Origin of the sequence: Hyphomonas johnsonii MHS-2, from assembly GCF_000685275.1 — a bacterium.
Classification (GTDB): domain Bacteria; phylum Pseudomonadota; class Alphaproteobacteria; order Caulobacterales; family Hyphomonadaceae; genus Hyphomonas; species Hyphomonas johnsonii.
The window spans coordinates 93,742-119,058 of the sequence record NZ_ARYK01000005.1 but is presented as its reverse complement, the minus strand read 5'-3'; the positions used below and the strand labels follow the sequence as shown (position 1 = coordinate 119,058).

At 63.9% G+C, this 25,317-nt stretch carries 29 protein-coding genes; 14 read left to right on the top strand and 15 right to left on the bottom strand.

Annotation, left to right across the window (positions count from 1 at the left end):
- The 7 genes from HJO_RS11210 to ykgO are packed head-to-tail and all read right to left on the bottom strand — an operon-like array spanning position 1 to position 4,055.
- Entirely contained in the window at positions 1-885 is an 885-nt protein-coding gene (locus HJO_RS11210; RefSeq protein WP_035616947.1) for an SDR family oxidoreductase, read from the bottom strand.
- Positions 886-913: 28 nt separating this feature from the next.
- On the bottom strand, positions 914-1,411 hold the full coding sequence (locus HJO_RS18615; protein ID WP_035616945.1) for a hypothetical protein: 498 nt from the start codon (positions 1,409-1,411) through the stop codon (positions 914-916).
- 41 nt (positions 1,412-1,452) lie between these two features.
- Positions 1,453-1,713 carry a DUF2312 domain-containing protein gene (locus HJO_RS11200; RefSeq protein WP_035616944.1) on the bottom strand — a complete coding sequence of 87 codons (261 nt, stop codon included), beginning with the start codon at positions 1,711-1,713 and terminating at the stop codon, positions 1,453-1,455.
- A gap of 45 nt (positions 1,714-1,758) precedes the next feature.
- Positions 1,759-2,703, bottom strand: coding sequence for an alpha/beta fold hydrolase (locus tag HJO_RS11195; RefSeq protein WP_035616943.1), 945 nt, complete (start codon positions 2,701-2,703; stop codon positions 1,759-1,761).
- 5 nt (positions 2,704-2,708) lie between these two features.
- The gene (locus tag HJO_RS11190) at positions 2,709-3,290 is read right to left on the bottom strand and encodes a tetratricopeptide repeat protein (RefSeq protein ID WP_241764731.1); all 582 of its coding nucleotides are present in this window, start codon (positions 3,288-3,290) and stop codon (positions 2,709-2,711) included.
- Complete coding sequence (locus HJO_RS11185; RefSeq protein ID WP_035616942.1) at positions 3,290-3,898, bottom strand: HAD-IA family hydrolase; 609 nt, start codon at positions 3,896-3,898, stop codon at positions 3,290-3,292. The genes HJO_RS11190 and HJO_RS11185 overlap by 1 nt, the downstream gene beginning before the upstream one ends.
- Positions 3,899-3,929: 31 nt before the next feature.
- The gene (gene ykgO / locus HJO_RS11180; RefSeq protein ID WP_034736570.1) at positions 3,930-4,055 is read right to left on the bottom strand and encodes a type B 50S ribosomal protein L36; all 126 of its coding nucleotides are present in this window, start codon (positions 4,053-4,055) and stop codon (positions 3,930-3,932) included.
- 112 nt (positions 4,056-4,167) lie between these two features.
- Between ykgO and HJO_RS11175 the strand changes: the two genes are divergently transcribed.
- Positions 4,168-5,550 (top strand): lytic murein transglycosylase, encoded by a 1,383-nt coding sequence (locus HJO_RS11175; protein ID WP_035616941.1) that lies wholly within the window; start codon positions 4,168-4,170, stop codon positions 5,548-5,550.
- On the opposite strand, the gene HJO_RS11170 is transcribed toward HJO_RS11175, so the two are convergent.
- Entirely contained in the window at positions 5,551-6,816 is a 1,266-nt protein-coding gene (locus HJO_RS11170) for an MFS transporter (RefSeq protein ID WP_035616940.1), read from the bottom strand. It lies immediately after the preceding gene.
- A gap of 50 nt (positions 6,817-6,866) precedes the next feature.
- Entirely contained in the window at positions 6,867-7,328 is a 462-nt protein-coding gene (locus tag HJO_RS11165; RefSeq protein ID WP_035616939.1) for a hypothetical protein, read from the bottom strand.
- A gap of 158 nt (positions 7,329-7,486) precedes the next feature.
- Between HJO_RS11165 and motA the strand changes: the two genes are divergently transcribed.
- From motA to HJO_RS11140, 5 genes are all read left to right on the top strand, one after another.
- Complete coding sequence (gene motA, locus HJO_RS11160; protein ID WP_035616938.1) at positions 7,487-8,368, top strand: flagellar motor stator protein MotA; 882 nt, start codon at positions 7,487-7,489, stop codon at positions 8,366-8,368.
- A 79-nt stretch (positions 8,369-8,447) separates the two neighbouring features.
- Positions 8,448-8,867: a hypothetical protein gene (locus tag HJO_RS11155; protein WP_035616937.1), complete on the top strand. Its 420-nt coding sequence runs from the start codon at positions 8,448-8,450 to the stop codon at positions 8,865-8,867.
- A 58-nt stretch (positions 8,868-8,925) separates the two neighbouring features.
- Positions 8,926-9,936, top strand: coding sequence for an endonuclease/exonuclease/phosphatase family protein (locus tag HJO_RS11150; protein ID WP_035616936.1), 1,011 nt, complete (start codon positions 8,926-8,928; stop codon positions 9,934-9,936).
- Positions 9,937-9,979: 43 nt separating this feature from the next.
- Entirely contained in the window at positions 9,980-10,504 is a 525-nt protein-coding gene (locus HJO_RS11145; RefSeq protein WP_035616934.1) for a hypothetical protein, read from the top strand.
- Positions 10,505-10,546: 42 nt separating this feature from the next.
- The gene (locus HJO_RS11140; protein ID WP_051618530.1) at positions 10,547-12,463 is read left to right on the top strand and encodes a cation:proton antiporter; all 1,917 of its coding nucleotides are present in this window, start codon (positions 10,547-10,549) and stop codon (positions 12,461-12,463) included.
- A gap of 173 nt (positions 12,464-12,636) precedes the next feature.
- On the opposite strand, the gene HJO_RS11135 is transcribed toward HJO_RS11140, so the two are convergent.
- The gene (locus HJO_RS11135) at positions 12,637-13,356 is read right to left on the bottom strand and encodes a M48 family metallopeptidase (RefSeq protein WP_035616932.1); all 720 of its coding nucleotides are present in this window, start codon (positions 13,354-13,356) and stop codon (positions 12,637-12,639) included.
- A gap of 65 nt (positions 13,357-13,421) precedes the next feature.
- On the opposite strand from HJO_RS11135, the gene HJO_RS11130 reads away from it, so the two are divergent.
- From HJO_RS11130 to HJO_RS11120, 3 genes are all read left to right on the top strand, one after another.
- Positions 13,422-15,065 carry a hypothetical protein gene (locus HJO_RS11130; RefSeq protein WP_035616930.1) on the top strand — a complete coding sequence of 548 codons (1,644 nt, stop codon included), beginning with the start codon at positions 13,422-13,424 and terminating at the stop codon, positions 15,063-15,065.
- An 87-nt stretch (positions 15,066-15,152) separates the two neighbouring features.
- The gene (locus tag HJO_RS11125) at positions 15,153-15,974 is read left to right on the top strand and encodes a TIGR00282 family metallophosphoesterase (protein WP_035616928.1); all 822 of its coding nucleotides are present in this window, start codon (positions 15,153-15,155) and stop codon (positions 15,972-15,974) included.
- 69 nt (positions 15,975-16,043) lie between these two features.
- A complete protein-coding gene (locus tag HJO_RS11120; protein ID WP_084141929.1) occupies positions 16,044-16,757 on the top strand; it encodes a DUF4328 domain-containing protein in 714 nt (237 codons plus the stop codon).
- A 15-nt stretch (positions 16,758-16,772) separates the two neighbouring features.
- Here HJO_RS11120 and HJO_RS11115 read toward each other — a convergent pair whose 3' ends face one another.
- The gene (locus HJO_RS11115; protein ID WP_051618529.1) at positions 16,773-17,198 is read right to left on the bottom strand and encodes a DoxX family protein; all 426 of its coding nucleotides are present in this window, start codon (positions 17,196-17,198) and stop codon (positions 16,773-16,775) included.
- 168 nt (positions 17,199-17,366) lie between these two features.
- Between HJO_RS11115 and HJO_RS11110 the strand changes: the two genes are divergently transcribed.
- Both HJO_RS11110 and HJO_RS11105 read left to right on the top strand, forming a co-directional pair.
- Positions 17,367-17,927: a carboxymuconolactone decarboxylase family protein gene (locus HJO_RS11110; protein WP_035616925.1), complete on the top strand. Its 561-nt coding sequence runs from the start codon at positions 17,367-17,369 to the stop codon at positions 17,925-17,927.
- Positions 17,928-18,021: 94 nt separating this feature from the next.
- Positions 18,022-18,597 (top strand): TetR/AcrR family transcriptional regulator, encoded by a 576-nt coding sequence (locus tag HJO_RS11105; RefSeq protein WP_035616924.1) that lies wholly within the window; start codon positions 18,022-18,024, stop codon positions 18,595-18,597.
- A 6-nt stretch (positions 18,598-18,603) separates the two neighbouring features.
- On the opposite strand, the gene HJO_RS11100 is transcribed toward HJO_RS11105, so the two are convergent.
- Positions 18,604-20,625, bottom strand: coding sequence for an alkyl/aryl-sulfatase (locus HJO_RS11100; protein ID WP_035616923.1), 2,022 nt, complete (start codon positions 20,623-20,625; stop codon positions 18,604-18,606).
- Between the two features lie 138 nt (positions 20,626-20,763).
- On the opposite strand from HJO_RS11100, the gene HJO_RS11095 reads away from it, so the two are divergent.
- A complete protein-coding gene (locus HJO_RS11095; protein ID WP_035616922.1) occupies positions 20,764-21,522 on the top strand; it encodes a YebC/PmpR family DNA-binding transcriptional regulator in 759 nt (252 codons plus the stop codon).
- Between the two features lies 1 nt (position 21,523).
- On the opposite strand, the gene HJO_RS11090 is transcribed toward HJO_RS11095, so the two are convergent.
- From HJO_RS11090 to HJO_RS11080, 3 genes are all read right to left on the bottom strand, one after another.
- On the bottom strand, positions 21,524-22,435 hold the full coding sequence (locus HJO_RS11090) for a hydroxymethylglutaryl-CoA lyase (protein ID WP_035616921.1): 912 nt from the start codon (positions 22,433-22,435) through the stop codon (positions 21,524-21,526).
- Between the two features lie 18 nt (positions 22,436-22,453).
- Positions 22,454-23,284, bottom strand: coding sequence for an enoyl-CoA hydratase (locus HJO_RS11085; protein ID WP_035616920.1), 831 nt, complete (start codon positions 23,282-23,284; stop codon positions 22,454-22,456).
- Between the two features lie 63 nt (positions 23,285-23,347).
- Positions 23,348-23,902 carry a DUF421 domain-containing protein gene (locus HJO_RS11080; RefSeq protein WP_035616918.1) on the bottom strand — a complete coding sequence of 185 codons (555 nt, stop codon included), beginning with the start codon at positions 23,900-23,902 and terminating at the stop codon, positions 23,348-23,350.
- A 93-nt stretch (positions 23,903-23,995) separates the two neighbouring features.
- Between HJO_RS11080 and hisI the strand changes: the two genes are divergently transcribed.
- Both hisI and HJO_RS11070 read left to right on the top strand, forming a co-directional pair.
- Positions 23,996-24,397 carry a phosphoribosyl-AMP cyclohydrolase gene (gene hisI / locus HJO_RS11075; RefSeq protein ID WP_035617181.1) on the top strand — a complete coding sequence of 134 codons (402 nt, stop codon included), beginning with the start codon at positions 23,996-23,998 and terminating at the stop codon, positions 24,395-24,397.
- Positions 24,398-24,432: 35 nt separating this feature from the next.
- Entirely contained in the window at positions 24,433-25,317 is an 885-nt protein-coding gene (locus HJO_RS11070) for an N-acyl homoserine lactonase family protein (RefSeq protein WP_035616916.1), read from the top strand.

The window sequence follows — 25,317 nt, the reverse complement described above, 5'->3', positions numbered from 1 at the left end:
CTAGTCCGGTTTGCGCATGCCGAAGCGTTTGCGGAAGATGCCGTCGAGCGTGCGTTTGGGCAGGCGCGAAGGGATGGACCAGTTGGTCAGCTTGTTGGGGACAGGGGCGTAGCGGGCCCTGGGGCTGGGGTCTTCGAGTGCGGTCTGGATGACTTTCGCGACATCGGATGCTGGCAGGCCCGTATGGCCGCCATTGAGCATGACCTTCTCGAACTGTTTCAGCGGCGCAGCCCAGTCGCTGGCAGCGTAGGGCTGGTCGACATTGTCGGCTTCCGCCTTGTCCCAGATCGGCGTCCTGACCGCTCCGGGCCCGACGGCGATGGCGTCGATACCGTAGATCACGAGTTCCCGCCGCAGGGTGTCGGTCATGGCTTCGACGGCGTGCTTGGTGGCGGTATAGGCGCCGAGGAAGGGTGCCGATATCCGGCCGCCGACGCTGGTGATGTTGACGATGCGACCGGGCGGGCCGGTACGCGCGGGGTCGGACCCGAGCAGCGGAACGAAGGCCTGCGTCGCGCGCAACAGGCCGAACACATTGACCGCGAAATGCGCCTCGAAATCCGCGAGGGGCTGGATCGCGAGCGGGCCCATCCTGGCGATGCCGGCATTGTTGACGAGCCCGGCGAGACGCTGGCGGCCAAGCGCCTTGGCGACGGTCTTGACCGCCGCTTCCAGGCTGTCCGGCTGGGTAACGTCGAGGAGGATGGGTCTCAGGTCGCCGGTCGAGCCGGCCTTGAGGGCGTCACCATCGGCCTGTTTGCGCACGCTGGCGAAGACCCGCCAGCCGAGCTGGGAAAGATGCGTGGCTGTCGCTGCGCCGATGCCGGTCGATGCGCCCGTGACAAGGACGGTGCGCGGGAAGGTCTCGGTCTTGTCCTGAGGCATGTCGGGGTTTTCTTCCGGTGGGATGAGGTCAGTCGTCAGTGTCGGATTTGCCGCCTTCGATGACCCGGAACCGGGGCCGTGACGGCAGGGCGGACGGGGTGTTGCGGGGGGGAGGTGAGGGCGGTGAGGTGGGCACGAGGTGGGGCCTCGTGGGGCCGGAAGAGGGTGGCTCGGCCGCGTCCGGCGGCGGTGCGGCATCCGTCGTGTCGGCGGTCACGTCCCGCACGCGCGGCGTGTAGGCCTTGCGCGTTTTCGACTTGAAGCCCGTCTTGCCCTTGCCGCGGGCCTTCTTGTCGATCTCCTTCAGCTTGACTTGCTGGAGGCTGGACAGGGCCTCGCCGTCGGCGCCCTTTCCCGGATCAGCAAAGGCCGAGCCATAGGTTTCGATTCGCGTCTCGACCTCTTCGAGGAACTGGCGCTCCCAATCGGAGAGTTCCGGGCCGAGGCCCAGTTCGGCAAGCGCGGCGGCCTTGCGCAATTTGCGCAGGGCAGCACGTTTCTTGCGGTCGTCGACATCGCGGGCCATGGCGGGAATGTTAGGTCATTCGGCGCGCGAGGCCAATCGATTCACGCGTCGCCGGTGGCCAGAAGGTAGAGTTCGAGCATCATTTCCTGCTCTTCACGGTCGGCCTTGTCGACCTTGCGCAGGCGAATGACCTGGCGCAGGGCCTTCACGTCGAAGCCGAAGGCCTTGGCCTCGGCATAGATTTCCTTGATCTGCTCGGCGACTTCCTTTTTCTCTTCTTCCAGCCGCTCGATCTTGGCGACAGTCTGGCGCAGCTTTTCCTTGGTGGTTTCGGTGAGATGCGTTGCGGCGGCGTCGTCCATGGAAAGGTCCTCGAATCGGATGGGTTGTCGGGCAGGCCGAGCCTCTTAGCGAGACTCAGTGTCCGTGGCCAGCCGCCTGATGGCATCGGCCACATCAGCGCCGTGCGCGTGATGGGGCATATGGCCTTCATTGGGCAGGATCACGAGATCGACAGGCACCTGCTTCTTCAGCTGGCCGACATGCAGGTTCGGCTTGATCACCGTGTCGAGGCTGCCGGAAAACACGACGATCGGCACTTCCAGCTCCGGGTAGCGTGGCGACTGGGCGGCGAGCTCTGCGCGCAGGCCGCGCACGTCCTGCGCATTGGCGCGAAAGGCGGGCGGGCGGAACAGGAGGCCGATGCCGGATTTCTCGAAATAGCGGTCCGGTACGGGCGCGGGCGAGAAGACATCCGTGATCCCGGCCTTGACCTGCTGGGGGCCGACCGTCGGCACGATTTGCGTGAACACGGGGCCGACCAGCGGCCGGGCCGAAAGGCCGTTGTACCAGGCCTGGCCGCCGCCGCCCCAGTCATGCGTGACCGGCGCGAGGAGGACGAGCCCCTTCACGCGATCCGGCCGGTCGAGCGCAAGGCGCAGGGCGACCGCGCCGCCAAAGGAGTGACCGACGATGACGGCTTTCTCGCCGGGGGCCAGCTGGTCGAGCACACCCGCCATCTGCGCGGCCTGCGCGCCGAGCCGGTCGGCACCCTCAAAGCGTTGCGAATAGCCGTGGCCGGGCCTGTCGGCCATCAGCACGCGATAATCGCCTGACAGGCGGGGGGCGAGGGTCCAGGAAAATTCGCGGGCATTGGCGCTGGCGCCGTGGATCATCAGGACCGGCGGGCCCGCGGTGCCAGCCGTCAGCACGTTGACGTCATGGCCGTTGATCGCGAGCCGTTGCCCGTCTGACCCGGGATTGGCCGCTTCGACGCGGGACGTGTAGGCCGCACTCGACACGCAGGCGCCGGCACCGACCACAGAAATCGCAATGAAGGCTGCGCCGATCACCCGCTTCAAAGCCCCTGTCCTTCGGCCGCTTTCGACAGGCGTTTTTCCGCCTGCATGGCCTGGGTCATCAGGGGATAGATCTTCAATGCCTCGCGATAGGCGTCCAGCGCCTCGTCTTCGGCACCCATGGTTTCCAGCATGATGCCCAGGCCGGCCCAGGCACCGAAATGGCGCGGTTCGATCCGCAGGGCCTCGTTGATGTCGCGCAGGGCTTCGGGAAAATTCTCGTCGATCAGGAACAGGCCGGCGCGGCGGTTCCATGCCTCGGCATATTCGGGGTCGATCATGATCACGCGGTCGTAGAAGGCCCGGGCCGTCTCGTAATCGCCGACTGTCTGGGCGTCGACGGCGCGCTCCATGATCATGTCGATCGTGGCCGAACCGGATTCCATCCAGGAGGCCCAGATATCCTGCGCGATGTCATTGGCCTCGCTCTCGCTCGGCGCATTCTGCAGCTTTTCGAACATTTCATCCGACGGCGCGGCGATGGCCTGGCCGGCGAGGAGGACGAGGCTCGCGAGGATCAAGGGCTTGAACATGCCAATCAATATGGCCGGGTAGCGCGCGGCGGCAACACCCGTTCGCATCAAATCAGGCCGCAGGCGGAGAGGCTGGCCTCGAGGCCGGTGGCATCGGTGAAGTGATGCGTGGCAAAGCCGAGCGCAGCGGCGGCGGCGATATTGGCCGCGCTATCGTCGATGAAGAGCACGGATTCAGGAGCCGGGTTGCCGATGCGCTCCAGCGTGTAACGGAAGATCGCCGGGTCCGGTTTGATCATGTTTATCTCGCCCGAGACGACGACATCGCGGAAGCGCTGGAGGATCGTGAAATGCGCAAGCATTTCGGCCCAGGGGTCGGCAGGCATGTTGGAGAGGGCGTAGAGGGGCACGCCAGCCGCGTCGAGGCGCTCGATCAGGGCTGCCGTGCCGGGAATGTAGCCGTGGAACATTTCCATCCAGCGGCCGCCCCAGGCGCGGATCGGGGATTCGAAGCCGGGGTGTTCGGCAATCAGCGGAGCAGCGTTTTCAGCAAAGGTGGCACCGGCATCATGGCGCATGTGCCAGGCCATCGTGCAGACCGAACCAAGGAAATGGTCGCGGTCTTCAGGCCGGTCGAAAATCTTGTCGTAGAGGTACGCCGGCTGCCAATCGAGCACGACGCGACCAAGGTCGAAGAGGGCAATGGACACGGTCATCTTGCCGCCTCATTGCCTGTTCATCTTCGGCTCAGGCCTGTTTCGCTTTAAAGCGCGGGTTGGTCTTGTTGATCACGTAGACGCGGCCCTTGCGGCGCACAATCTTGCAATCGCGGTGACGCGCCTTGAGGGATTTGAGAGACGAACGGACTTTCATGGGCCTAGCCTGACGATCATGTAGTATTGGGAAAGCGGTGCGAGTAATGAATCCGGGTGACAGAGTCAAGGACGCGTGCTGCCAAGCGTCGCCAACAAAGTGGAGATCGGGAATGAAACGTAATGGCCTTGCCAGAACACAGCTGCTCGCGGTGGCTGCCCTGACGGGCTTGCTGGCGTCGTGCGCCGCCGGCCCGCAACCCGTGCCGACGCCGACACCGGGCAGTGGCGGGAATTCGGGAACGCCGGCGCCCGGCGATCCGGCTCCGGCGACCGGCCCGATTTCCTATGTTTCGTCCGGCCATGCGGCCATGGACGCCTGGCGCGATGATTTCTCGAACCGCGCGCTGGCGGCCGGCCATGACCGGGCGCTGGTCGAGTCGATGCTGGCCGGGATCGAGCCGATCCCGCTCTGGCTGAGCCCCGACGTGCAGGTGGCCGGCACCGGGATCGGCGACCAGGCGGAATTCGCAAAGCCGGTCTGGGAATACCTGAGAGTGCCGCTGGGCGAGAGCCGCATTTCCGGGGGCAAGGCACGCCTGAGCGAGAACCCGGCGCTGTTTGACGCGCTGGAGGCCCGCTACGGCGTTGACCGGCAGGTGCTGGTGTCGATCTGGGGCATGGAGACCAGCTATGGCGCCGTCATCGGCAGTTTCGACGCGCCGAACGTGCTGGCCAACATGGCCGTGGAAGGGCGCCGGCGGAGCTTTGCCGAGGGTGAGTTGCTGGCGACGATGAAAATCGTCGAGCGTGGCGATGCCGACCGCGACGAGCTTGTTGCCGGTTGGGCAGGCGCCTTGGGGCAGACCCAGTTCATGCCGTCGACCTATCTTGTCTTTGCCGAGGATTTCGACGGCGACGGGCACAAGGATGTCTGGAAGAATGAAGGCGACGCGCTGGCGTCTGCCGCCAATTACCTGAAGAAGTCCGGCTATGCGATGGGCCAGCCCTGGGGGCTGGAGGTCGTGGTGCCGGCGGGCTTCGATTTCGCCATGGCCGACGGCAAGGAGCGCCGCATGGAGACTTGGCAGGCGGCAGGGCTGGCACCCATCACCGGCGGGCCGTTCAACACGGGCGGCGCCGATTTCGCGCAGCTCTGGCTGCCGGCCGGGGCGGAGGGGCCGAAATACCTGCTGTTCAACAATTTCAAGGTGTTCAAGACGTACAACAACGCCGATTCCTATGCCTTCGCGGTCGGCATGGCCGGCAATGCGATGATCGGACGTCCGGGTCCGGCAACCCCCTGGCCGACCCATCTGCGGCCCCTGTCGGTGGCGGACATCAAGGCCTTGCAGGCCGGCCTCAACGCCAAGGGCTTCAGCGCCGGTCCGGTCGATGGCATCCCGGGACGCCAGACCAAGACCGCGTTGCAGGACTTCCAGAAGTCGCAAGGCCTGGTGGCAGACGGTTATCCGACCCGCGAAATGCTGCAGCTGGTGACCGGGACGGGCGCCGGCGGCGTCGGCATCTCGTCGGCGACCGAAGGCCCCAGCTGATCACTCGTCATATTCGCCGATCCCGTCCTTCAGGGCGAAGCGCGCGAACAGGATCATGAAGACCAGCAGGCCCGCGCAGAACACGAAGGGCAGGTGCGGGTTGACGTACTGGTAGACGTACAGGCCGAAGAAGGGCGTGATGATGAAGCCCATGCCGTTGGCGGAGATCACCAGCCCGGCCACATTGCCCTGAAGCTGTGGCGACACGGCGAGCGAAGCGCCGCTGGAAAAGCCCGGCCGGGCGAGACCCTGTCCGAGCCCGATGCAGAATTGCGCCAGGATCAGGCTGGCATAGTCGCGGGCAAAGACCAGGATGATGGCGCCCGCCAGCAGCGGCAGGCAGCCAACGATCATCAGCGTCTTGTTGCGCATCTTGAGGCGCGGGATGAGGACGAGCTGGGCCAGCAGCACGGCGAGCGCGCCAACCGTGAAGGCAGGCCCGGTGAATTGCGCCGCTTCACGCCCGGCCACGCCCATCCGGTCCATCACGGTGAACACGAAAACCTGGGTCAGGATGCCGGTCGTCAGCGACAGCAGGACAGCAAAGATCAGGAAGGGCAGGACCGAGCCGGAGCGCCAGAGGCCGCGGGCGCCCGGCTCTTCTTCGAACAGGGTCGCGTCCGTCACGGGTGCGCGCTGTTCGGGCAGGCGGAACCAGATCAGGGCCGACATGGTGAAGGCGATGATGGCGGACAGCGCGAGCGGGCTGAGCAGGCCGGCCGTGGCAACGAGCGCAGCGGCGATCGCAGGGCCGATCACCGTGCCGACGCTGAAGCCGGATGTAATGAACGCGATCTCCGACTGGCGTTCGGCGGGGTTGGTCCGGTCGGCGACATAGGCCTGTGCGGCCGGGTTGGCGGCAGAGCCGATCAGGCCGAAAAACGACCGTGACCCCGCCAGGCAGGCGAAGACCAGCACGGTGCCTGTGATCGTGTGGCTGAGGCTGAGCCAGCCGAAGAGGAGCAGCAGCGCCATCGACAGGCCATAGCCGGCAAGGCCGATGGCCGCGATCCGGCGCCGGCCAAAGCGGTTTGATTTCTTGCCCCAGAACGGAGACGACACCGACCACCAGAATGCCGAGAGGGCGAAGATCGACCCGGCCATCCAGTCCGGCAGGCCGATCTCGCGGGTAAGCGGCGGCAGCACGGCGGCGATCAGCATCGTATTGCCCGCCCCGATCGCCATCAGCGAGAAGAAGAGCAGGAAGAACGCGCGGCGGCGATCAGGCCGCGATACATCCAGCATCGGATCGGGGGACTGGGTCATGGCGCGCTTCTTCGTCTGGGTCCGCTGAAAAGTCCAGACAGATGAGGGGCCTAATTGATGTCCGGCGACGGATAGCACGCCCCCGTCCAGGGCGTGAGGCGGGCGTCCATGACGGACCGGTTGGCATAATCGATACAGGCGCGGCCAAAGGTGCGTACGGCTTCGGTGGCCTGGTCCTCGGCCCAGGAATGGGCACAGGCGGCCTGGTCCGGCGTCAGGCTGTCGGCGGACATGCCTGGCTGGCGGGACCTGTCGATGAAATCGGAGACGCAGGCCGCATACGCATCAACCCGGGCAAGGAAGGCATCGCGGTCGCCGCGCGCGGCATCAAGATCGAGGGGTGATGTGAAACTGGCAGCCGTGAAACCAGGCGCGGAGAGCGCGCCACAGGCGGCGGAGACGATGCTGCGGCCCTGTTCGGTCGTCGTCGCCGGGCAGGTGCGATAGGTGTCGGCGGCGGCCTGGCCGGCAAGCATCGGCAGGGCAAGCAGTGCTGCAAGGAAAATCCGCATCGGCCGACTCTACACAAACCGTCCCCGGTGCCGGAGACCCCGAATTGATAGGCTGTGGCCGCACAGGGATCAACTGCCTCACCATCAGGAAAGAAACGCAGGGTTAAGACCCTTCTGGGCACACTCGGCCCTGGCTCCTGCCTCGAAAGGTATCCTGCTTGGCGCAACTCTTCGGCCTCGTCCTTGTCATCGTGCTCGTCTTCGGCGGTCTTGTCCTGACCGGCGGGCGCGCAACCATGCATGCATTGCCGTTCGAACTGGCGCTGATCGGGGGCGCTGCCATCGGCACCGTACTGATCGGCAACTCGCTGAGCGTGGCGCGTGAGGCGCTGGGCGGGTTTGCGAAGGCATTCCGGGGCGCAAAATGGCGGCGTGAGGATTACCAGGACCTGCTGGTCCTGCTCGGCACGCTGATGCGCAAGGCGCGCAATGGCGGCTTCGTGGCGGTCGAATCGGACATCGAGGCGCCGCAGGATTCAGCCGTGTTTGCGGCCGCTCCGCGCATACTCGGCGATGCCGCTGCCTGCAGCCTTGTGTGTGACTCCCTGCGCCTGATGGCGCTCGACCTGTCAGACCCGGCCCGCGCCGAAACCCGGATGGACCAGGCGATTGGCGTCTATCTCGACCAGCGCATGAAGGCCGTGGCGGCGCTGCATACGCTGGCGGACGCGCTGCCGGCCCTCGGGATTGTCGCCGCCGTGCTCGGCATCATCCGCACCATGGGCTCGATCGACCAGTCACCGGTCGTGCTGGGAACGATGATCGGGTCGGCCCTGCTCGGCACGTTTCTCGGTGTTTTCCTCGCCTACGGCCTTGTCGGGCCTGTTGCGGCGCGTTTCGGGCAAGTGGTTGAGGAAGAGGGCAGGTTCCTGGATGTTGCCCGCAATGTGCTCAGCGCCTTCGCGGAAGGCCAGCAACCCGGAATCGCGCTGGAACTGGGCCGTGCAACGATCCCGCTGGCGCTTCAGCCTGATCCCGACCTGCTCGAGCGGGCAATCAGCGCCGCCCGCTTCGTTCCGGCCAGCAGAAACGCCGCCTGAAAATTCAAAGGTTCAGTTTAAGCCTTGGGAAATCCGGCTCTGCCAGTCTGCCTGAAATCCGCAAGACGAGGTCGCAGCCATGTCGGAACTTCCAGTCGAAGGTAATATCAAGCGCAATTACTGGCTATCGGGCAACCTGGCCAAGGGCGCGACGCTCCTGACCGGCATGCTTGCCATATTCGTGGCAATCAAGGCCACAATGTACAATTCCGGCGTCGGAATCGACCTGCAGGACCATGTGGTCCGGGTTGTCGCCTTTGCCTCCCTCACCGTTTGGGTTGCCCTGACCATTGGCGTGCGCCGGCGCGATGCTGCGGCCGTCATCGTGCTCGGGTTCGCAACAGTGCTCGAACTGATCATCCTGCCGGCCCGCGGCCAGGACTATGGCACGTTGGCATCGAGCAATCTCGGCATCGTGCTCGCCTATTGCGGCCTCCTGCTCTACGGCTACCGCCTGGCCGAGACGCCCGACGATTCAGGCCGGCCCCGCGTCGCCTGACCTGAGGCTGGACAAGCGGCATTGACGCGGCCGTCCGCGACGGGCGAGGGTCGTGCCCATGCCGGACATCCGCCTTGCCACATTCAATTGCGAAAACCTGATGATGCGCTGCGATTTTCGCCGCGCAGGAATCCGCAATGCCCGCCAGCAGCTGACCGATGTCGACAGCCCGCTGGTCGCTGAACAGGTCGACACGGCATTCGATGTCCTGTCGGAGGATGACCGCACGCTGACAGCGCGGGCGCTGGCGGCAACCGGTGCGGAAGTGTGCGCCCTGCAGGAAGTCGAGAACCTCGTCACCCTGACGGCCTTTGACAGGCGCTATATTGCCGAGTGGACGGGCAGCCCGTTCGACCAGCGTGTGCTGCACGAAGGCAATGATTCCCGGGGCATCGACGTGGCACTGCTGTCGCGCCTGCCAGTCAGTTTCCAGCGCAGCCATGCCCGCAAGACATTCGGCCGGTTGGGCGTGCGCCCGCCGGTCGGCCTGACGGTGAATGACTACGCTTTCCGGCGCGACTGCCTTGAAGTGGATGTGGTCAAGGACGGGCGCGTCCTGACGCTGTTTGTCTGCCATTTCAAATCCATGCATGGCGGGCGCAGAAAGACACGCGCCGTGCGCCAGGCTGAAGCTGCGGCCGTGAGGCGGGTGGTTTCGCTGCGGTTTGAGGCCCCCGAGGCGGCGGACTGGGTGATCCTGGGGGATTTCAACGACTATTGCGAGGTGGACGGCCAGCGCGTGTCCGACTGCGGTTTGGGGCCATTACTGGATGACGGGTTTGCTGTGGATCTCGCGCCACGGGCGATTGCCGATCCGCTGGATCGCTGGACGCATCACTTTACCGAGGAGGACACGTATGGCGCGCTCGATCACATGCTGGTCTCGCCGCGCCTTGCAGCGCAGAATCCGGCAGCCGGCATGGAGGTGATCCGGGCTGGATCACCTTATCATGCGGCGCGGTACACGGGGTTTCGCTATCCGGGGATCGGTTGGTTCGAGCCCAAGGCGTCCGATCACTGCCCGCTGGTGGCGAGCATAAAGTTTGAAGGGCAGGCCTTAAACCCTTAGAGTCGCGTCCATATCTGACCCGTCAGCCTGGAGGGCGCACACATTGTCCCGATTTGAAGAACTTGTTGCGGTCGTGGAGACCTATCAGACGCTTGCGGCCGAGAATTACAACCGCATCCGGACGCTTGCGGAGGCCGTGCGCAGCGGACTCTGCGACTATATTGGCGCGCCGGACGGCATTTGCGTGCACCTTGTGCCGCCGACCGGCCAGTTCGAACCCAAACCGTATGGCGACCGCGCGTTTTCGATGGCGCCACGGGGTTTTCGACAGCTCGAACCGATCGCATTCGGGCTCGCTGTCAGGGTGTCGAGCCATGCCGACTGGCTGCGCGTCAGCATGCAGTGCCGCAAGAGCGGGGAATCCTTTGTCGTCCAGATCGAGGATGGCGCGGAGTACGAATTCCGCCTGCCCATGCAGGACACCGATCCGGTGCCATTCTACTCACACGTGTATTCACATGTGTTGAACTGGTTTTCTGATAATATCGAGCGCTACAAGGTCGGCGAGTACGGTGCCCGGGAGATCGGGTTCGATTTTGCAGATGACATCCAGATCCAGCGTGCCTAGAGCACGCAGGCACAACCGGACCACCGGGCTGATAGGGCGCGCATGAACGAAATGGATTTTGCCCTCGCGGGTGCCGGCTCGAACGAACTGATCTTTGCCTGTGCATTGATCGGCGCGCTCGGCATAGGCGCGCAATGGCTGGCCTGGCGCCTGCAGGCTCCGGCAATCGTGCTGATGGCGCTGGCCGGGCTGGCCGTCGGTCCGCTCTGGGCCGTGATCTTCGGGTCGCCGCTGCTGGACCCGGAAGACGTGTTCAATGGCGGCGGCAATGAACTGCTGCGCCCGATCGTGTCGCTGGCTGTCGCCGTGATCCTGTTCGAGGGCGGGCTGGTCCTGAAATTCGAGAACCTGCGGGACGCCGGTGCTGCGGTGCGGCGCATGGTGTTCATCGGTGGGCCGCTGGCCTGGATTTTCGGCACGCTGGCGGCGCGCTATGCCGCCGGGCTCGACTGGTCGAGTTCCATCGTGTTTGCCGGTGTCATGGTGGTGACCGGCCCGACCGTGATCATGCCGCTGCTGCGCCAGTCGAAGCTTGGCGGCAAGGCGGGGCAGTTCCTGAAATGGGAGGGCATCGTCAACGACCCGATCGGCGCCCTGTTCGCGGTCGCGTCATTCGAGATCATCAGCGTGGCGGCAACCGGCGAGTCGATCCTCGGCAAGGGCGCGCTGATCGTGTTCTCAGCCGGTCTCGGCGTTGCGCTCGGGATTGCGTTCGGCTGGGGCATGGTGCGCGCCTTCCGGGCGGGCTGGACGCCGGAATACCTGAAAGCGCCGATCATCTTTGCCTCGATCATCCTGTGCTATGCCCTCGCCGAGCAGATCGAGAAGGAAATCGGGCTCGTCGCCGTGACGGCCTATGGCATGACGCTGGCGAACTCGCGCCTGGCGGGCCTCGCGGAACTGCGCAAGTTCAAGGAGGACATTGCGGTCCTGCTGGTGTCCGGCGTGTTTGTGATCCTGACCGCGAGCCTCCGGCCGGACGTGATCGCCGATGCCCTGACCTGGCGCACGCTGGCCTTCCTGCTGGCCATGCTGTTCATCGTGCGGCCGTTGTCGGTGTGGATATCGACCGCAGGCACGCTGAAGCTCAACGAAGCGCTGCTGCTCGGCTGGATCGCGCCGCGCGGGATCGTCGCCGTGGCCGTCTCCAGCCTGTTTGCCACGCTGCTTGAGGACCTGGGCCGGCGCGGCGACAGCAAGTTCTACTTTTCCGGCGCCGAACAGATCACGCCGTTGGCCTTCGCCATGGTGTTCGTCACGGTCGTCGTGCACGGCTTCACCATCGGCCCGTTGGCCCGGCGCCTCGGCCTTGCCCGCAAGGACAAGCCCGGCGTGCTGCTGGTTGGCGTCAATCCGTGGAGCATCGACCTGGCCAAGACGCTGAAGGATATCGGCATCGAACCGGTGCTGGCGGACAATAACTGGCGCCGCCTGCGGCCAGCGCGCGAAGCGGGCCTGAACACGTTCTTCGGCGAGGTCCTGTCGGAAGACGCCGAAGTCAGGCTCGACCATTCGGCCTTCGACCAGGTTGTCGGCCTGTCGGCGAACGAACCTTACAATGCCCTTGTCTCCGGCCATTTCGCGCCCGAACTCGGCCGCCACAAGGTCCACCAGCTGTCGGCGCAGGATACCGAGGAGGAAGATCCGCGGGCCATTGGCATGGGAACGCGCGGTCGGACCCTGATTCGCCGCGGACGCGGCTATGACAGCCTGATCCGGGATCATTACCGCGGCTGGACCTTCGGCAAGACCAAGCTGACTGACACCTACACGCTTGCGAACTTCCTCGAAGACCGGCCGAAAGCCGATCTCATCGCCGAGTTGCGGACCGATGGCAGTATCCATTTCCTGGGACCGAACCGCGAGGCACGGGGCGGAGACGGTGTCACGCTGATCAGTTTCGGCCCGGCCCGTCCGGCAGACAGCGATCGGGAACTGGCAACCGTGCAGGCGGGCTGAACCGGCGCGACTGATTCATCTATAATGTAGACTCAGGCTGCTGTTTCCGATCTAAGTCCAATATACGGATTTTGTTAGGCGGTCAGTCTTTATCCTGAACTGGAAGAATATTTTTTTGCAGGGCCGGGCGGGTGTGCGGATTTAATTTTTGTACACGAACTTCAGCAGGCAGATTATTCCCCAGCTGATTGAAGCCCCGCTCCGTTGGCACGCAACCAGGCCCGCTGGCGCTTCCAATCCGGGACACATCTTGCGACATGCGCCCAGAATTTCGGGGAATGGTTCATTTCCAGCAGGTGCGCGCATTCATGCGCAGCGACATATTCGAGGACCTTCGGAGGCGCCATGATCAGGCGCCAGGAGAAGGACAGATGCCCGTCTGACGTGCACGACCCCCAACGGGAACGGGTATCCTTGACAGAAATTCCACTGAATTCAACGCCCAAGGTCGCGGAATGGCGCTTGACCGCCCGTGTCAGGTCGGCCTTGGCCTGTTTCTTGAGGTAGCGCGTCACCCGCAGGGGCAGCGTCTCGGGATCACCTGGAACACTAAGCAGTTTCGGGTCGCCCGGCCACATCTTCGCCAGCCGGCCTTCGCCGTTTGCGGTGACCTGGCAGGGTTCGCCGCGGAAGCTGATAATTTCGGATTCCTCGAAGCTGACCAGGTCCGGCAGGTGCTGCAAGCGGGTCGAGATCCATTCGACGCGTTCCGCAGCAAATGCAGCAGCATCCTTGATCTGACGGTTTGTCGGCGCAACGGCCACGGCTTCGCGGCGCCGCTCGTCGAGGCGCAAAATTAGCCGCCGTGCCTTGGAATTTACCTCAAATCGTACAACAACGCGCGAACCATTCGGCGCTTTCAGTGTCATTGTCTGGCCATTGTTGTATGCCATGGATAAACTCTCAAGAGACGCGTGGGGGAAGCCCTGCTCGCAGCTATTCAATAAAGGGACCAAAGATGAAATATCTGCTGACAGGCGTTGCCGCCATAGCCTTGCTTACGGCATGCGGTGACAAAAACAAGGACAAGGATGGCGCTTCGCCGGCCGGCGTGGAAATTTCCCAGGGCAAAGCTCCGAACGTCAAACTCCGGAAAGGAGACCCAGCCTCTGCCGGCGCAGTTCTCTCCGCCCTGTCGCTCGACAAGTCCGGTGCGGGTCGGGTCAGCTTCGATACCAGCAGCGTGAACGGGGCCAAGGCTGCGTTTACCGATGTCACCATCATTTCGTCGGCAGACGCCGAGGAAGATGATGCCGACGTCGAATTTGGCGATGATGATCGCCTGCATATCAAGGGATCCGACCTGAAAGCCGGGAAACTGGAATTCGAAGGCCTCGGCATGATCGACGGCCAGGCGAATTTCTCGCGCATGGTGCTGTCCGACGTCACCTTCGTGCCGAAGGAAGGCGCCGAGGCGCATGGGTCGACCAAGGTCAAGTCGGTCGAACTGGTCAATCCCTCGCCGGAAACGGCGGCCTGGATCGCAAGCCTTTTCGGCAAGGGTGAAGCCATCGACATGCCAGAAGGCAAGGCGCTGGCCTTTGACCTTTGGTCGATGGACGACCTCAACTTCCAGATCGATGAAGAAGGCGGCGACAAAGGCGCGTTCGTCATCGACGGCATCAACGTGGTCGGCGTGAAGGACGAGAAGGTCGCGCAGATGTCGATCAAGAATATGACCTTCGACATGTTCGATTCCGAAGAGGACACGGACGTGAAGGCGTCGCTTGGCGGCATCGACCTTCGCAACGTCAATCTCGCGCTGCTGTCGGCGGCCGACGACGGTCCGAGCGACGGGGTCGCAAAGGGCATGGTCGAAATGTTGCAGAACGATCCGGCCAATCCGGGCTATGACTCGGTCTTGATCGACAACCTGAAAGTGGCCGTATCAGGCGCCGACTTCACCATGCCGAAACTTTCGTCGAAAGTGTCGCGCGACAAGAAGGGCCGGGCCGTAAAGGTCGTTACCGAGCCGTTCAAGATGACGCTCGGCTCGAGCGAGGGTGAACTGGGCGAAAAACTGGGAACGCAGCTGGCCACACTGGGCTACGAAAAGCTGGAGCTCAGCGGCCAGGGCGAGCAGACCTATGATCCGGACAAGGACTTCGTCACGCTGGTGAAGGGCAAGAACTTCCTGAAACTCGAGAACGGTTTCAAGTTGGACTACTCGGCCAAGTATGAAGGTGCCGCCGCCATCGCCAAGGCCCAGGCCGCCGCGACGGACCAGGCCCCCGGCGACCTGATGCAGGACGCGCTCGACAATCTCCAGATCCACGGGTTCGAGCTTGCCCTGGCGGATGACGGTTTTGTCGATCGGGCCTTCAATGCCTTTGCGGCCCAGTCCGGACAGGACCCGCAGCAATTGCGCAGCCAGATCGCCGGCCAGATGGCCATGGCACCGATGATGGCGGCAGGAACCGGCATCGATCCGGAACTGCTCACCGAACTGGCCACGGCCTTCTCGAGCTTCCTCACGGATCCGAAGACGCTGACGATCACGCTGGCACCTGCCACGCCGTTGAAAGTGGGCGAGCTTGCCGACATGGAAGACCCTTCGGCCTACACCAAGGCTGCGCTCGGCTTCGCAGCTTCCAACAAGTAGCGGCACACTCCGGCTGCAATCGCGCGCGCCTCCATGTGGAGGCGCGCGCTTTTCTTTGTCCGCCGGGCAGGGCATAGGCTGTTTGTCATGAAACTCGCATTCTTCGGAGACGTTGTCGGCAAGCCGGGCAGGGCGGCCGTGTTGGACCACCTGGCCGGCCTGAAAGCGCGCCTGCGGCTCGATTTTGTCGTGGTGAACGCAGAGAATTCCGCTGGCGGCTTTGGCCTGACCGAAGCGATCGCCAACGAGTTCTTCGCCGCTGGCGCTGATTGCCTGACCCTGGGTGACCACGCCTGGGACCAGCGCGAGGCGCTGACCTACATCCAGCGCGAACCGCGCCTGCTGAGGCCGCTCAACTATCCCCCGGCGGCCAATGCACCCGGCAAGGGCGCGCACCTGTTCGCACTGCCGGACGGGCGCCGCGTGGGCGTGGTGCAGGTGCAGGGCAATGTGTTCATGCGCCAGTCGCTGACCAATCCGTTCGCAGCGGTCGATGAAGCGCTCGATTCCATGCCGCTCGGCGCGGTGGCCGATGCAGTCATCGTCGACATGCATTGCGAGGCGACGAGCGAGAAGATGGCGATGGGCCACCATTGCGACGGACGGGCCAGTCTCGTCGTCGGCAGCCATACGCACGTGCCGACCGCCGATACGATGATCCTGGAGAACGGCACGGCCTACCAGACCGACGCCGGCATGTGCGGCGACTATGACAGCGTCATCGGCATGCAGAAGCAGAACTCTCTGAACCGCTTCATCACCCAGCTGCCGGGCGAGCGCTACCAGCCAGCCCTCGGCGACGGCACCCTGTGCGGCACCTATGTCGAGACCGACGACAAGACCGGCCTCGCCCTCCGCATTGAACCGATCCGCATGGGCGGTCGGCTGAGCGAACAAGTGCCAGATTAGTAATTAAGGTTGTATTTCTCTGATCCCTGATCGAGAGTTGCATGCAGGATCGGCATGGGATGAGGGACTATGGAAGGTACGGTGGGTGCGGGCTACATGCCCAAGCGGTTAAGCGGACCGAGCGAGTACGCTTACGAAAACGGGTGCCGACCCGTCGGCAAGTTTGCGAGTGTATTGGCCGTGCTGTTGCCGATCTATGCGCTGGTCAGCGTCCTGCTCGCGGCGTGCATAGCCTATTCATTCCTGGATGCGCGCATGATGGACCCGTATGCCATCGAGGATGCGACGGAGGAGGACTGGCTGCTGCTGGTCATCGCCTCGTCTGTCTTCCTGCTCTACGTGGCCGAGCGTGTGCTGTTGGTCATATGCGCCTTCACGGTCGGGCGGTTCACCTACCGCGCCATGCGCAATCTCTATACGGTGCGTAGCGCGGTGCCTGACATGTCGCCGGCCAGCACCGTGTACTGGTATTTCGTGCCGTTCGCGAACTTCATCATGCCGGCCAACGCGATGTCGGAAATCCATCATGGGTCGATCGCGGAAACGGGATCGCTGAACACGTCGAGCCTGGTCAGCTGGTGGTGGAGCGCCTGGCTCGCGTTCAATATCCTGTCCTCGGTCTCGAACCTGATGTCGGACCAGTTCATGTTCTCGCTCACCACAAGCGTCATCGCCACGCTCAGCGGCGGCGCCGCGGCCCTGTTGCTCGCGAGGCTTGTCCGGCGCATTCGCACCGCACAGGACCAATTCACGCATGGCAACCTCGCCGATACTTTTACATGACTGCTGCCGTTGGCGTTACGCTGCGCGGTCTGATTTCCACCAGTTGGTCAGGGATATTGCCCGCGGCTTGCTTGTCCCGGCCAGCACCAGCAGGCCGGCGAGAATTCCCAGGTTCTTGATGAAGTTCTGCATTTCGTGCGCGCCTTCGATGCCGTCGAAATTCCAGAAGTCATGCAGCAGGGCGTTGACCAGGAGAATGTAGATCACGAAGCCGACCGCCACGAGGCGGACGTGCCGTCCAGTGATGAGCGCCAGTCCGCCTGCGACATTCACCACCGCGGCGAACCACATCAATGGCGGGGCAAAGCCGACACCGTGATGTTCCATCAGCGCGACATGCATGTTGGGCGCGAGGAATTTCATGATCCCCGGCACGAGAAAATACAGGCCGAGCAGGGCCCGCCCGGCCAGGGTTGCCCCATTCGTTTTCGTTTCGTCCATGCGTATTTCCCCCTGCGGTCAGACGACTCTTGGCACGTCCGGGGCGGAATTCCGATCACAAACACGAGAGCGGGTGGAGGCGGGCATTGTAATTGTACCGAACGATCGGTACATAGCGAGTGTCGCAAGACACACCGTAACTGCCAACCCAATGCAAGGATCTGTTCCATGTCCCGTATTCCTACCCCCGCCACGATTGACGCCGCACCGGCGGCCGCCCAGCCTCACCTCACGGCCTTGAAGGCGAAACTCGGCATTGCCCCCAACATGTACCGTCTCGTTGCCAACAGCCCTGCAGCGCTGGATGGCCTGCTCTCCCTCTCCGGTGCGCTTGGCAAGGGCGCCTTGTCCGCTGCGACAGGCGAACGGATCGCCCTCGCCGTCGCGAATGTGAACGGCTGCGACTATTGCAACTCGGCTCACAGCTATATCGCCACGAACATGCTGAAACTGTCGGAAGACGAAGTCAGCCGGAACCGCGAAGGCCGCTCGGGTGATGCGAAGGCGGACGCCGCAGTCACGCTTGCCCGGAAAGTCTCGGTTGCCCGCGGCGCCGTGCCTGCCGCAGACCTTGATGCCGCACGCGCAGCAGGCCTGTCGGATGCTGAACTCGTCGAAATTGTTGCGCATGTCGCGCTGAACAGTTTCACCAATTATATCAACGAGGTCTTCGATACCGAGATCGATTTCCCGGCTGCGAAGGCCAACCGGATTGCCGAACCGGCCTGAGCATGACCATGGCCGGGCGGGGCAGCTGCTTCGCCCGGCTACCCTGCTCAACTTGCGCTTTGATTTCCGGCGCCGTTTGCAGGACACTTGCCCCATGACCCAGACTGCCACCCAAACCAGCGCCCGCGATGCCATCGTGCTGAAGCTCTACGACCTCTTCCGCCGTCGCGGTTTCGAGGCCGTGGCGCTGAGCGACATATCCGAGGCGACCGGGCTCGGCCGGTCGAGCCTGTATCACCATTTTCCCGGCGGCAAGGACGAGATGGCGATTGCCGTGGCGGACTTTGCCCATGCCTGGGTCGAGGAGAACCTGTTCCAGCCATTGCATGCGGACGGTGAATTGCCGACCAAGATTTCCCGGATGCTCGATTCAGCCAGCGACATGTACGAGGGGGGCGGTGCGCCCTGCCTGGTGGCCAGCATGATGATCTCCCCGTCCATGAGCCCTGACCTGGGCGGCACGCTGAAGGCCATTATCCAGGGCTGGATCGGCGCGTTGCGCGATGCCCTGATTGCCAGCGGCATGGCGGCGGACGAAGCCGGGCGCCGGGCGACGGCCGCTGTCGTGGCGATTGAAGGCGCATTGATCGTGTCACGCGCCTGCGGCGACCGGAAGATATTCTCAGCGGCGCTGGCGCAGACAGGCAAGGCCCTGCGGGCGCCGGCCTGATCGCCCTCAGGGCGTGACGACAGGGAACCAGAAGTCCGGCTTGTCGAGCGTGCCGAAGAAGGCGCTGAGGGCGGCCGGGTCACCGGCAACCGTCGCTGCGCCGGAGCCAAGCTGTTCCGGCAGCGTCGTCTTGCCAAGCAGCATGAGGTCGAACACGGACCGGTCCATCGTCAGCGTGACGGCAGCAACTTCGTTCCGGCCTGCGCGTGGCACGAGGACCGACTTGCCGACTTCCAGTGCCACCGTTTCTTCCCGGTCCGGGAAGACAAGGTTCACCGCGAACGGCTCGCCCGTCATCTTCGCCGGATTGAACCGGGCGGCGAGGGAATCCATCAGGTCGATCGAGTTCACTGCGCGCAGGAATTCGGGATTGCCGAGTTGCGGGTTGCCCAGGCTTGGAATGCCATTGCGCAACTCCCTGGCACCGACGAGGTAATAGCTGCGCCAGGCGCCGCTCTCGGCCTGGAAGCCGAGCTGCTCATAGGCGGCGGCGAGCCAGTTGCGCGCCGTTTCGTTCTCCGGATCGGCGAAGACAACATGGTTGAACACTTCCGCCGCCCAGCGGAAATCACCTGAGTCAAACGCCTTTGCACCCAGCGCCAGCGTGGCGTCGGGGCCGCCCATCGCCTCGACATAGCGCGCGGCGGTCACGACATGCGGCAGCTTGTTGTACTCAGCCGGCACTCCGCCCCACCAGCCGAAATAATACTGGTAGACCGCTTTGGCATTGTGATTGAGCGTGCCGTAATAACCGCGCGTGTTGAAGGCATCGGCCTCGCTCTCGAAGGCCGGTTCGGTGACGGCCTCAGCGGCCTCTGTCATCGTCGCGCCGGCATTGGCGTTGCGCAGGGTCTGGTCGTGCACATAGCGGTAGATGTCGCGCTGGTGGGTCAGCAGGGTCTCGACATTCTCCTCGCCCCAGGTCGGCCAGTGGTGCGACGCGAAGACGACATCGGACTTGTCACCATAGGTTTCCAGCACATAGTCGATGGCCCGGCTCCAGCCGAGCGCATCGCGCACCTTCGCGCCGCGCGGGGTGAGCAGGTTGTGGAAGGTCGCGGTGACGACTTCGGCCGTGCACAGGGCGCGGCGTTCGGGCAGGTAGAACATGAATTCGGCTGGCGCTTCGGTGCCCGCCGCGTCGATGAATTCGAATGTCACGCCATCGATCACGCGCTGCGTGCCGCGCCCGGAAATCTCTTCGGTTGGCGCGATCAGGCTGATCGTGCCCTGTGGCAGGCCGGGGCCGAGGCCCGAGCCGACATGGGCGGTCGGGCTGCGGGCAATCGTGTTGCCGAACATGAAGGTCGACCGGCGGCTCATCTGGTTGCCGGCGATCAGGTTTTCGCTGACGGCATGTTCGAGGAAGCCGACGGGTGCCAGGATCGGCACGTTGCGGGCCGCTGCATCTTCTTCGGTCAGCACGCCGCGGGCACCGCCGAAATGGTCGGCATGGCTGTGGGTGTAGAGCAGGCCGGTGACGGGGCGTTCGCCCAGCGTGTCATTGACCAGTTTCAGGGCGGCGCTGGCGGTTTCAACGCTGGTCAGCGGGTCGACGATGATCCAGCCGGTCTTGCCCTCGATCACGCTCATCACCGAGAGATCATAGCCGCGTACCTGCCAGATGCCCTCGCCCACCTCGAACAGGCCGTGCTCGGCGGCGAGGCGCGACTGGCGCCAGAGCGAGGGGTTCACCGTGTCCGGCGCGTCACCCTTCAGGAAGTCGAATTGCGGGATCGACCAGACCACGCCGCCCTCGGCATTGAGGATGGCCGGCGCGTCGATGAAGGCGATGCGGCCCCGGGCTGCGTCTTCAACATCGCTCTGCTCGTCGAGCGGCAGGCGCGCGGCCAGGGCAGCATTGGCACTCCGGGTGGCCTCGGTTGCGACGCCGGCTGGCGGCGGCGCGGGCACGGCAGGCAGCACGGGCGTCGCGACGACATCCGGCGTGTCGGCTTCCGGCGCGGGCGCCTGCGTGGCGCAGGCGGACAGGACAATGGCGCATAGAAACAGCAAGCGGTGGCGCATCTTGGTCTCCTCCCAGGAGTTTTCCGTAACATCGGAGAATTGGCGCGCTGCTGCAAGGCCTGTCGCCGGGGAGCTTGGCGCATGCCCTTTCCTGCGCTAAAGCGCACGCTTCAGGTTCCCGACCCCAAAGAGGTTTTCATGGCTGGCCATAGTAAATGGGCAAATATCCAGCACCGTAAAGGTGCGCAGGACAAGAAGCGTGCCGTCCGGTTCGCGCGTCTGTCGAAAGAGATTACGATCGCATCCAAGATGGGTGGGCCCGACCCGGACGGAAACCCGCGCCTGAGGCTCGCCATCCAGAACGCCAAGGGCCAGTCGGTCCCGAAGGACAATATCCAGCGCGCCATCGACAAGGGCCAGGGCGGCGCCGGCGAAGATTATGTGGACATCCGCTACGAGGGCTTCGGCCCTGGCGGCGTCGGCATCATCGTGGAGGCCTCGACCGACAACAAGAACCGCACGGCAACGGATGTCCGCACGGCCTTTTCCAAGAATGGCGGCAATCTCGGCGAAACCGGCTCTGTCTCGTTCAGCTTCGACCAGGTTGGCGAGATCGAATACGACGCGAGCATCGCGACGGAAGACGCGGTGATGGAAGCGGCGATCATGGCAGGCGCGCAGGACGTGGAATCCGACGAGGAGAGCCACTGGATCTATACGGCGCGGGAAGACCTGCAGACGGTGGCTGACGCGCTGGCTGAACACTTTGGCGCTGACATCGAGGCGAAATCCACAAAGCTGATCTGGAAACCGCAGAACAATATCCCGGTCGAAGGCGATGCTGCCGACACGTTGATGAAGTTGCTCGATGTGCTCGACGAGCTTGATGACGTGCAGAACGTCTATGACAACTCGGAACTGTCGGACGACGAAGCGGCGCGCCTGGCGGCGGAATAGCCTAGACCGGCACCTTGGCTGGCGGGAACGCGCCAGCCCGGCTGAGCGACGACGAGACCGGGTGCTGGAGGACTTTCTCCAGCCAGTGCGCTGTCTCGATCAGCTTGCCAAGGTCCAGCCCCGTGTCGAAGCCCGCCCGTTCCAGCATGTAGACCACGTCTTCGGTGGCAACATTTCCCGTCGCCGCCGGTGCGAACGGACAGCCCCCGATGCCGCCGCAGCTCGCGTCGATCACGTCCACACCCATGTCGATCGCGGCGGCCACATTGGCCAGCGCCGCGCCGCGCGTGTCGTGAAAGTGCATGCGCAGGTAAACGTCAGGGGCTTCCATGCGGACGCGCTCGATGCGGGCACGCACGTCCCAGGGTGTCGCCACACCAATCGTGTCGCCGAGCGCGAGTTCGTTGACGCCGGATCTCTGGGCCTGGGCCGCAAGATTTCCGACGACGGCAATATCGACATCGCCGTCATAGGGATCGCCGAATGCGACTGAGATCGTGGCCGATAGCGGAATGCCGGCCTCGAGGACGAGCGGCGCGCACTGGGCCAGCATGTCGGCACTTTCCTGCGGGCTCATGCCCTGGTTGCGGCGGCCGAATCCTTCACCTGCCACGAGGACGAAATTGATCTCGTCGGCGCGCGCATCAATGGCGCGGCGGACGCCCTTCTCGTTGAGGGCGAGGGCGATGTGGCGGGTCTGGCGCGATCGGTCGAGCCCGGCGAAGACGGCGGCGGAGTCGGCCATTTTCGGCACGGCCTTCGGATTGACGAAACTGCCCGATTCCATCCGGCGCACACCGGCCGCCTCCAGCCGGGAAATGAATTCCAGCTTCTGTTCGACCGACAGGTTGGCCGGGTCATTCTGCAGCCCGTCGCGCGGGCCAACTTCGACAATGTCTATGCGGCGGGTCATGGAATGGGTCTTTCCTGCCTATTTGCCCTGGAAGGCTGGTGCACGGCGTTCAACGAAACTCGCCACGCCTTCCTTGAAGTCAAATGTCGTGAAGCTTTTCGCCATTTCAACGTCGGCTTCTGCAAGGCTCTCGGTATAGGACTGGAAATAGGATGCCCTGACCTGCCGCTTCATGACCGCAAGAGAGCGCGGTGATACCTGCGTCGAGAGGAACGTGGCCAGTTCCTGCACATGCGGCATCAGTTCGCCAGCAGGCAGCGACTTGTTGACCAGGCCGAGGTCTGCGGCCTCGGCGCCGGTGAATTTGCGGCCGGTGAACAGAAGATCGAGCGCGTTCGCTTCGCCGACAAGGCGCGGCAACAGCCAGCCGATGCCGTGCTCTGCGATCAACCCGCGCTGCGAGAAGGCCGTCGTGAACTTCGCATCGTCTGTCGTGAAGCGCAGGTCGGCAAACAGGGAAAAGACGAGGCCGATGCCCGCGCACGGCCCGTTGATCGCGGCGATGATGGGCTTGGGACAAGCATAGAGATAGCCAAACCGGCCATCATAGATCTTCTCGAGACCGGCGGGTGCAGGACGCTCGACACTCGCCGTGGCCGTCTCGGCCGCGCCGCCCGTATCATCCTGGATGTCCTGGAGGTGGTTCATGTCGGCGCCGGCGCAAAAGCCACGGCCCGCGCCGGTAATGATGATGCAGCGCACGTCGGGATTGTCACCCGCGGCCCGGATGGCTGTTTCCAGTTCGGCCTGCATGACCGGGGTCCAGGCGTTCAGGCGCTCGGGCCGATTCAGGGTAAGGGTCAGGACGCCGTCCTGCTGTGTCTCGAGAATTTCCGTATATGCAGCCATGCCGCGTCTCCTCAGTGATTTCCTGTCAGTCTAGACGGGTTTCACGGCAAAGGGCAGCGAAGATCAAGCCTGGACGGGTCGGGGCTGGTAGCGATGTGCGTCAATGACGCCGTCCAGCAGGCCGGGCGAAAGGGGGGCGTCGCCGCGTTCGCGGTGGAGGACCGAGATGTCGCCCGTGGTCTCGGCGACGGCTGCATCCACCTGGCTGACGTCCAGCACATTGGCTTCGCGAAGCTTTCCCCGCAGGTCACTCTCGGTGATCTTCGCCTTGGCCATCTGGTCGCGCAGCATCTCGCCATTCGCCATGATCAGGCGTGGCTTGTTATTGGTGCTGCCTTCGAACAGGTCGGAATGCACGCGCAACCAGGCAACACTCATCTGCAGCACGAACAGGACGGCAAGGCCCATGACGCCCTGCGCCAGGGGCGGGTCCGGCGTCAGAATGACCGATGCGAGAACAGAACCGATCGAGACGGTAACCGCAAAGTCAAAGCCGCTCATCTTGGAGAAACTGCGGACGCCGGCGACCCGCGTCATGATGATCAGCGCAGCGTACATCGTGGCGGCAGTGAATGCGACCATTCCAAGCGCCTGCGGGCTTGCGGCAATCCAGTCCATCGTGAAATCCCTTCTGTGTGACCCTTCCCTAGCGCGCCTTCAAAGCGAGGGTTCCGCTGGCGCGGCGGGGCGGGCTGAACTATGGAAGGCGCCATGACCGATTTTCCGCCGCCGTTTTCCGGCACACAACAGGACGAGACGCTTGAACTGCGTCCGAAATTCAACGCCGAGGGCCTGGTCGCGGCGATCGCCCAGGACGCGGCCAGCGGCGACGTGCTGATGCTGGCCTGGATGAATGCTGATGCGCTGGCGGCCACCCTTGAAACGGGGCGGGCGACCTACTGGTCACGCTCGCGCGGTGAACTCTGGGTCAAGGGTGAGACGTCCGGGCACGTTCAGGACGTGGTCGAAGTGCGTGTTGATTGTGACCAGGACGCGGTGCTGCTGCGGGTCAACCAGACGGGCGGGGCGTGTCACACCGGCCGCGACAGCTGTTTCTACCGGACGGTGGGCCCCGACGGACAGACGCTTTCACACGACACGAATTCGGACTAGAATCGCCGACAAGGATCAAACCCGAGGGAAACACGATGCGCCTGACCCACCTGTTGCTTGCGGTGTCAGCCGCAACTTTGCTGGCAGCTTGCTCGCCAAGGACCGAAGCGCTGGCGCCGGAAGCGGCTCCTGTCGAGACTGAAGCAGCGACCGTTGAAAAGCCCCTGCATGTGGCGGTGCTGGATTGCGGCACGATCAAATTATCCGATCTCGATATCTTCTCCACGGCTGGCGATTATGCCGGCCAGTCCGATACGTTCACCGACACGTGCTTCCTGGTCCATCATCCGAAGGGCATGCTGTTGTGGGACCTGGGCCTGCCCGGCATGCTGGTTGGCAATGGCGAGATGACGCAAGGCGTGTTCACGGTGTCGATGGACAGGTCGATCACGGACCAGCTGGCCGCGTATGACATCGCGCCGTCCGATATTACCTATGTCGCGATCTCTCACAGCCACTTCGATCATATCGGCCAGGTCGACCAGGTTCAGGGTGCCACCTGGCTGGTCAACCAGAAGGAAAAGGACGCGATGTTCCCGCCGGACGGCTCGGCGCCCTACGACCCGAGCCTCGCACCGACCTTCGCGATGTTCAGCCCGATGAAACAACAGGTGATCGGCGATGAATATGACGTGTTCGGTGACGGGTCGGTCGTAATCTTCGAGACGCCGGGCCACACGCCGGGCCATTCATCGCTGCAACTGATGATGCCGGAAAGCGGCCCTGTCCTGCTGACCGGCGACCTCTATCACCGCACCGAAAGCCGGGAACTGAAACGCGTCCCGAGCTTCAATTCCAGCGAACCCGACACGCTGGCCTCGATGGAAACGTTCGAAGCGCGCGCTGACCGGCTCGGTGCGAAGGTCATCATCCAGCACGAACCAGCCGACATTGAACCGCTGGGCGGCATTATCCGCTAG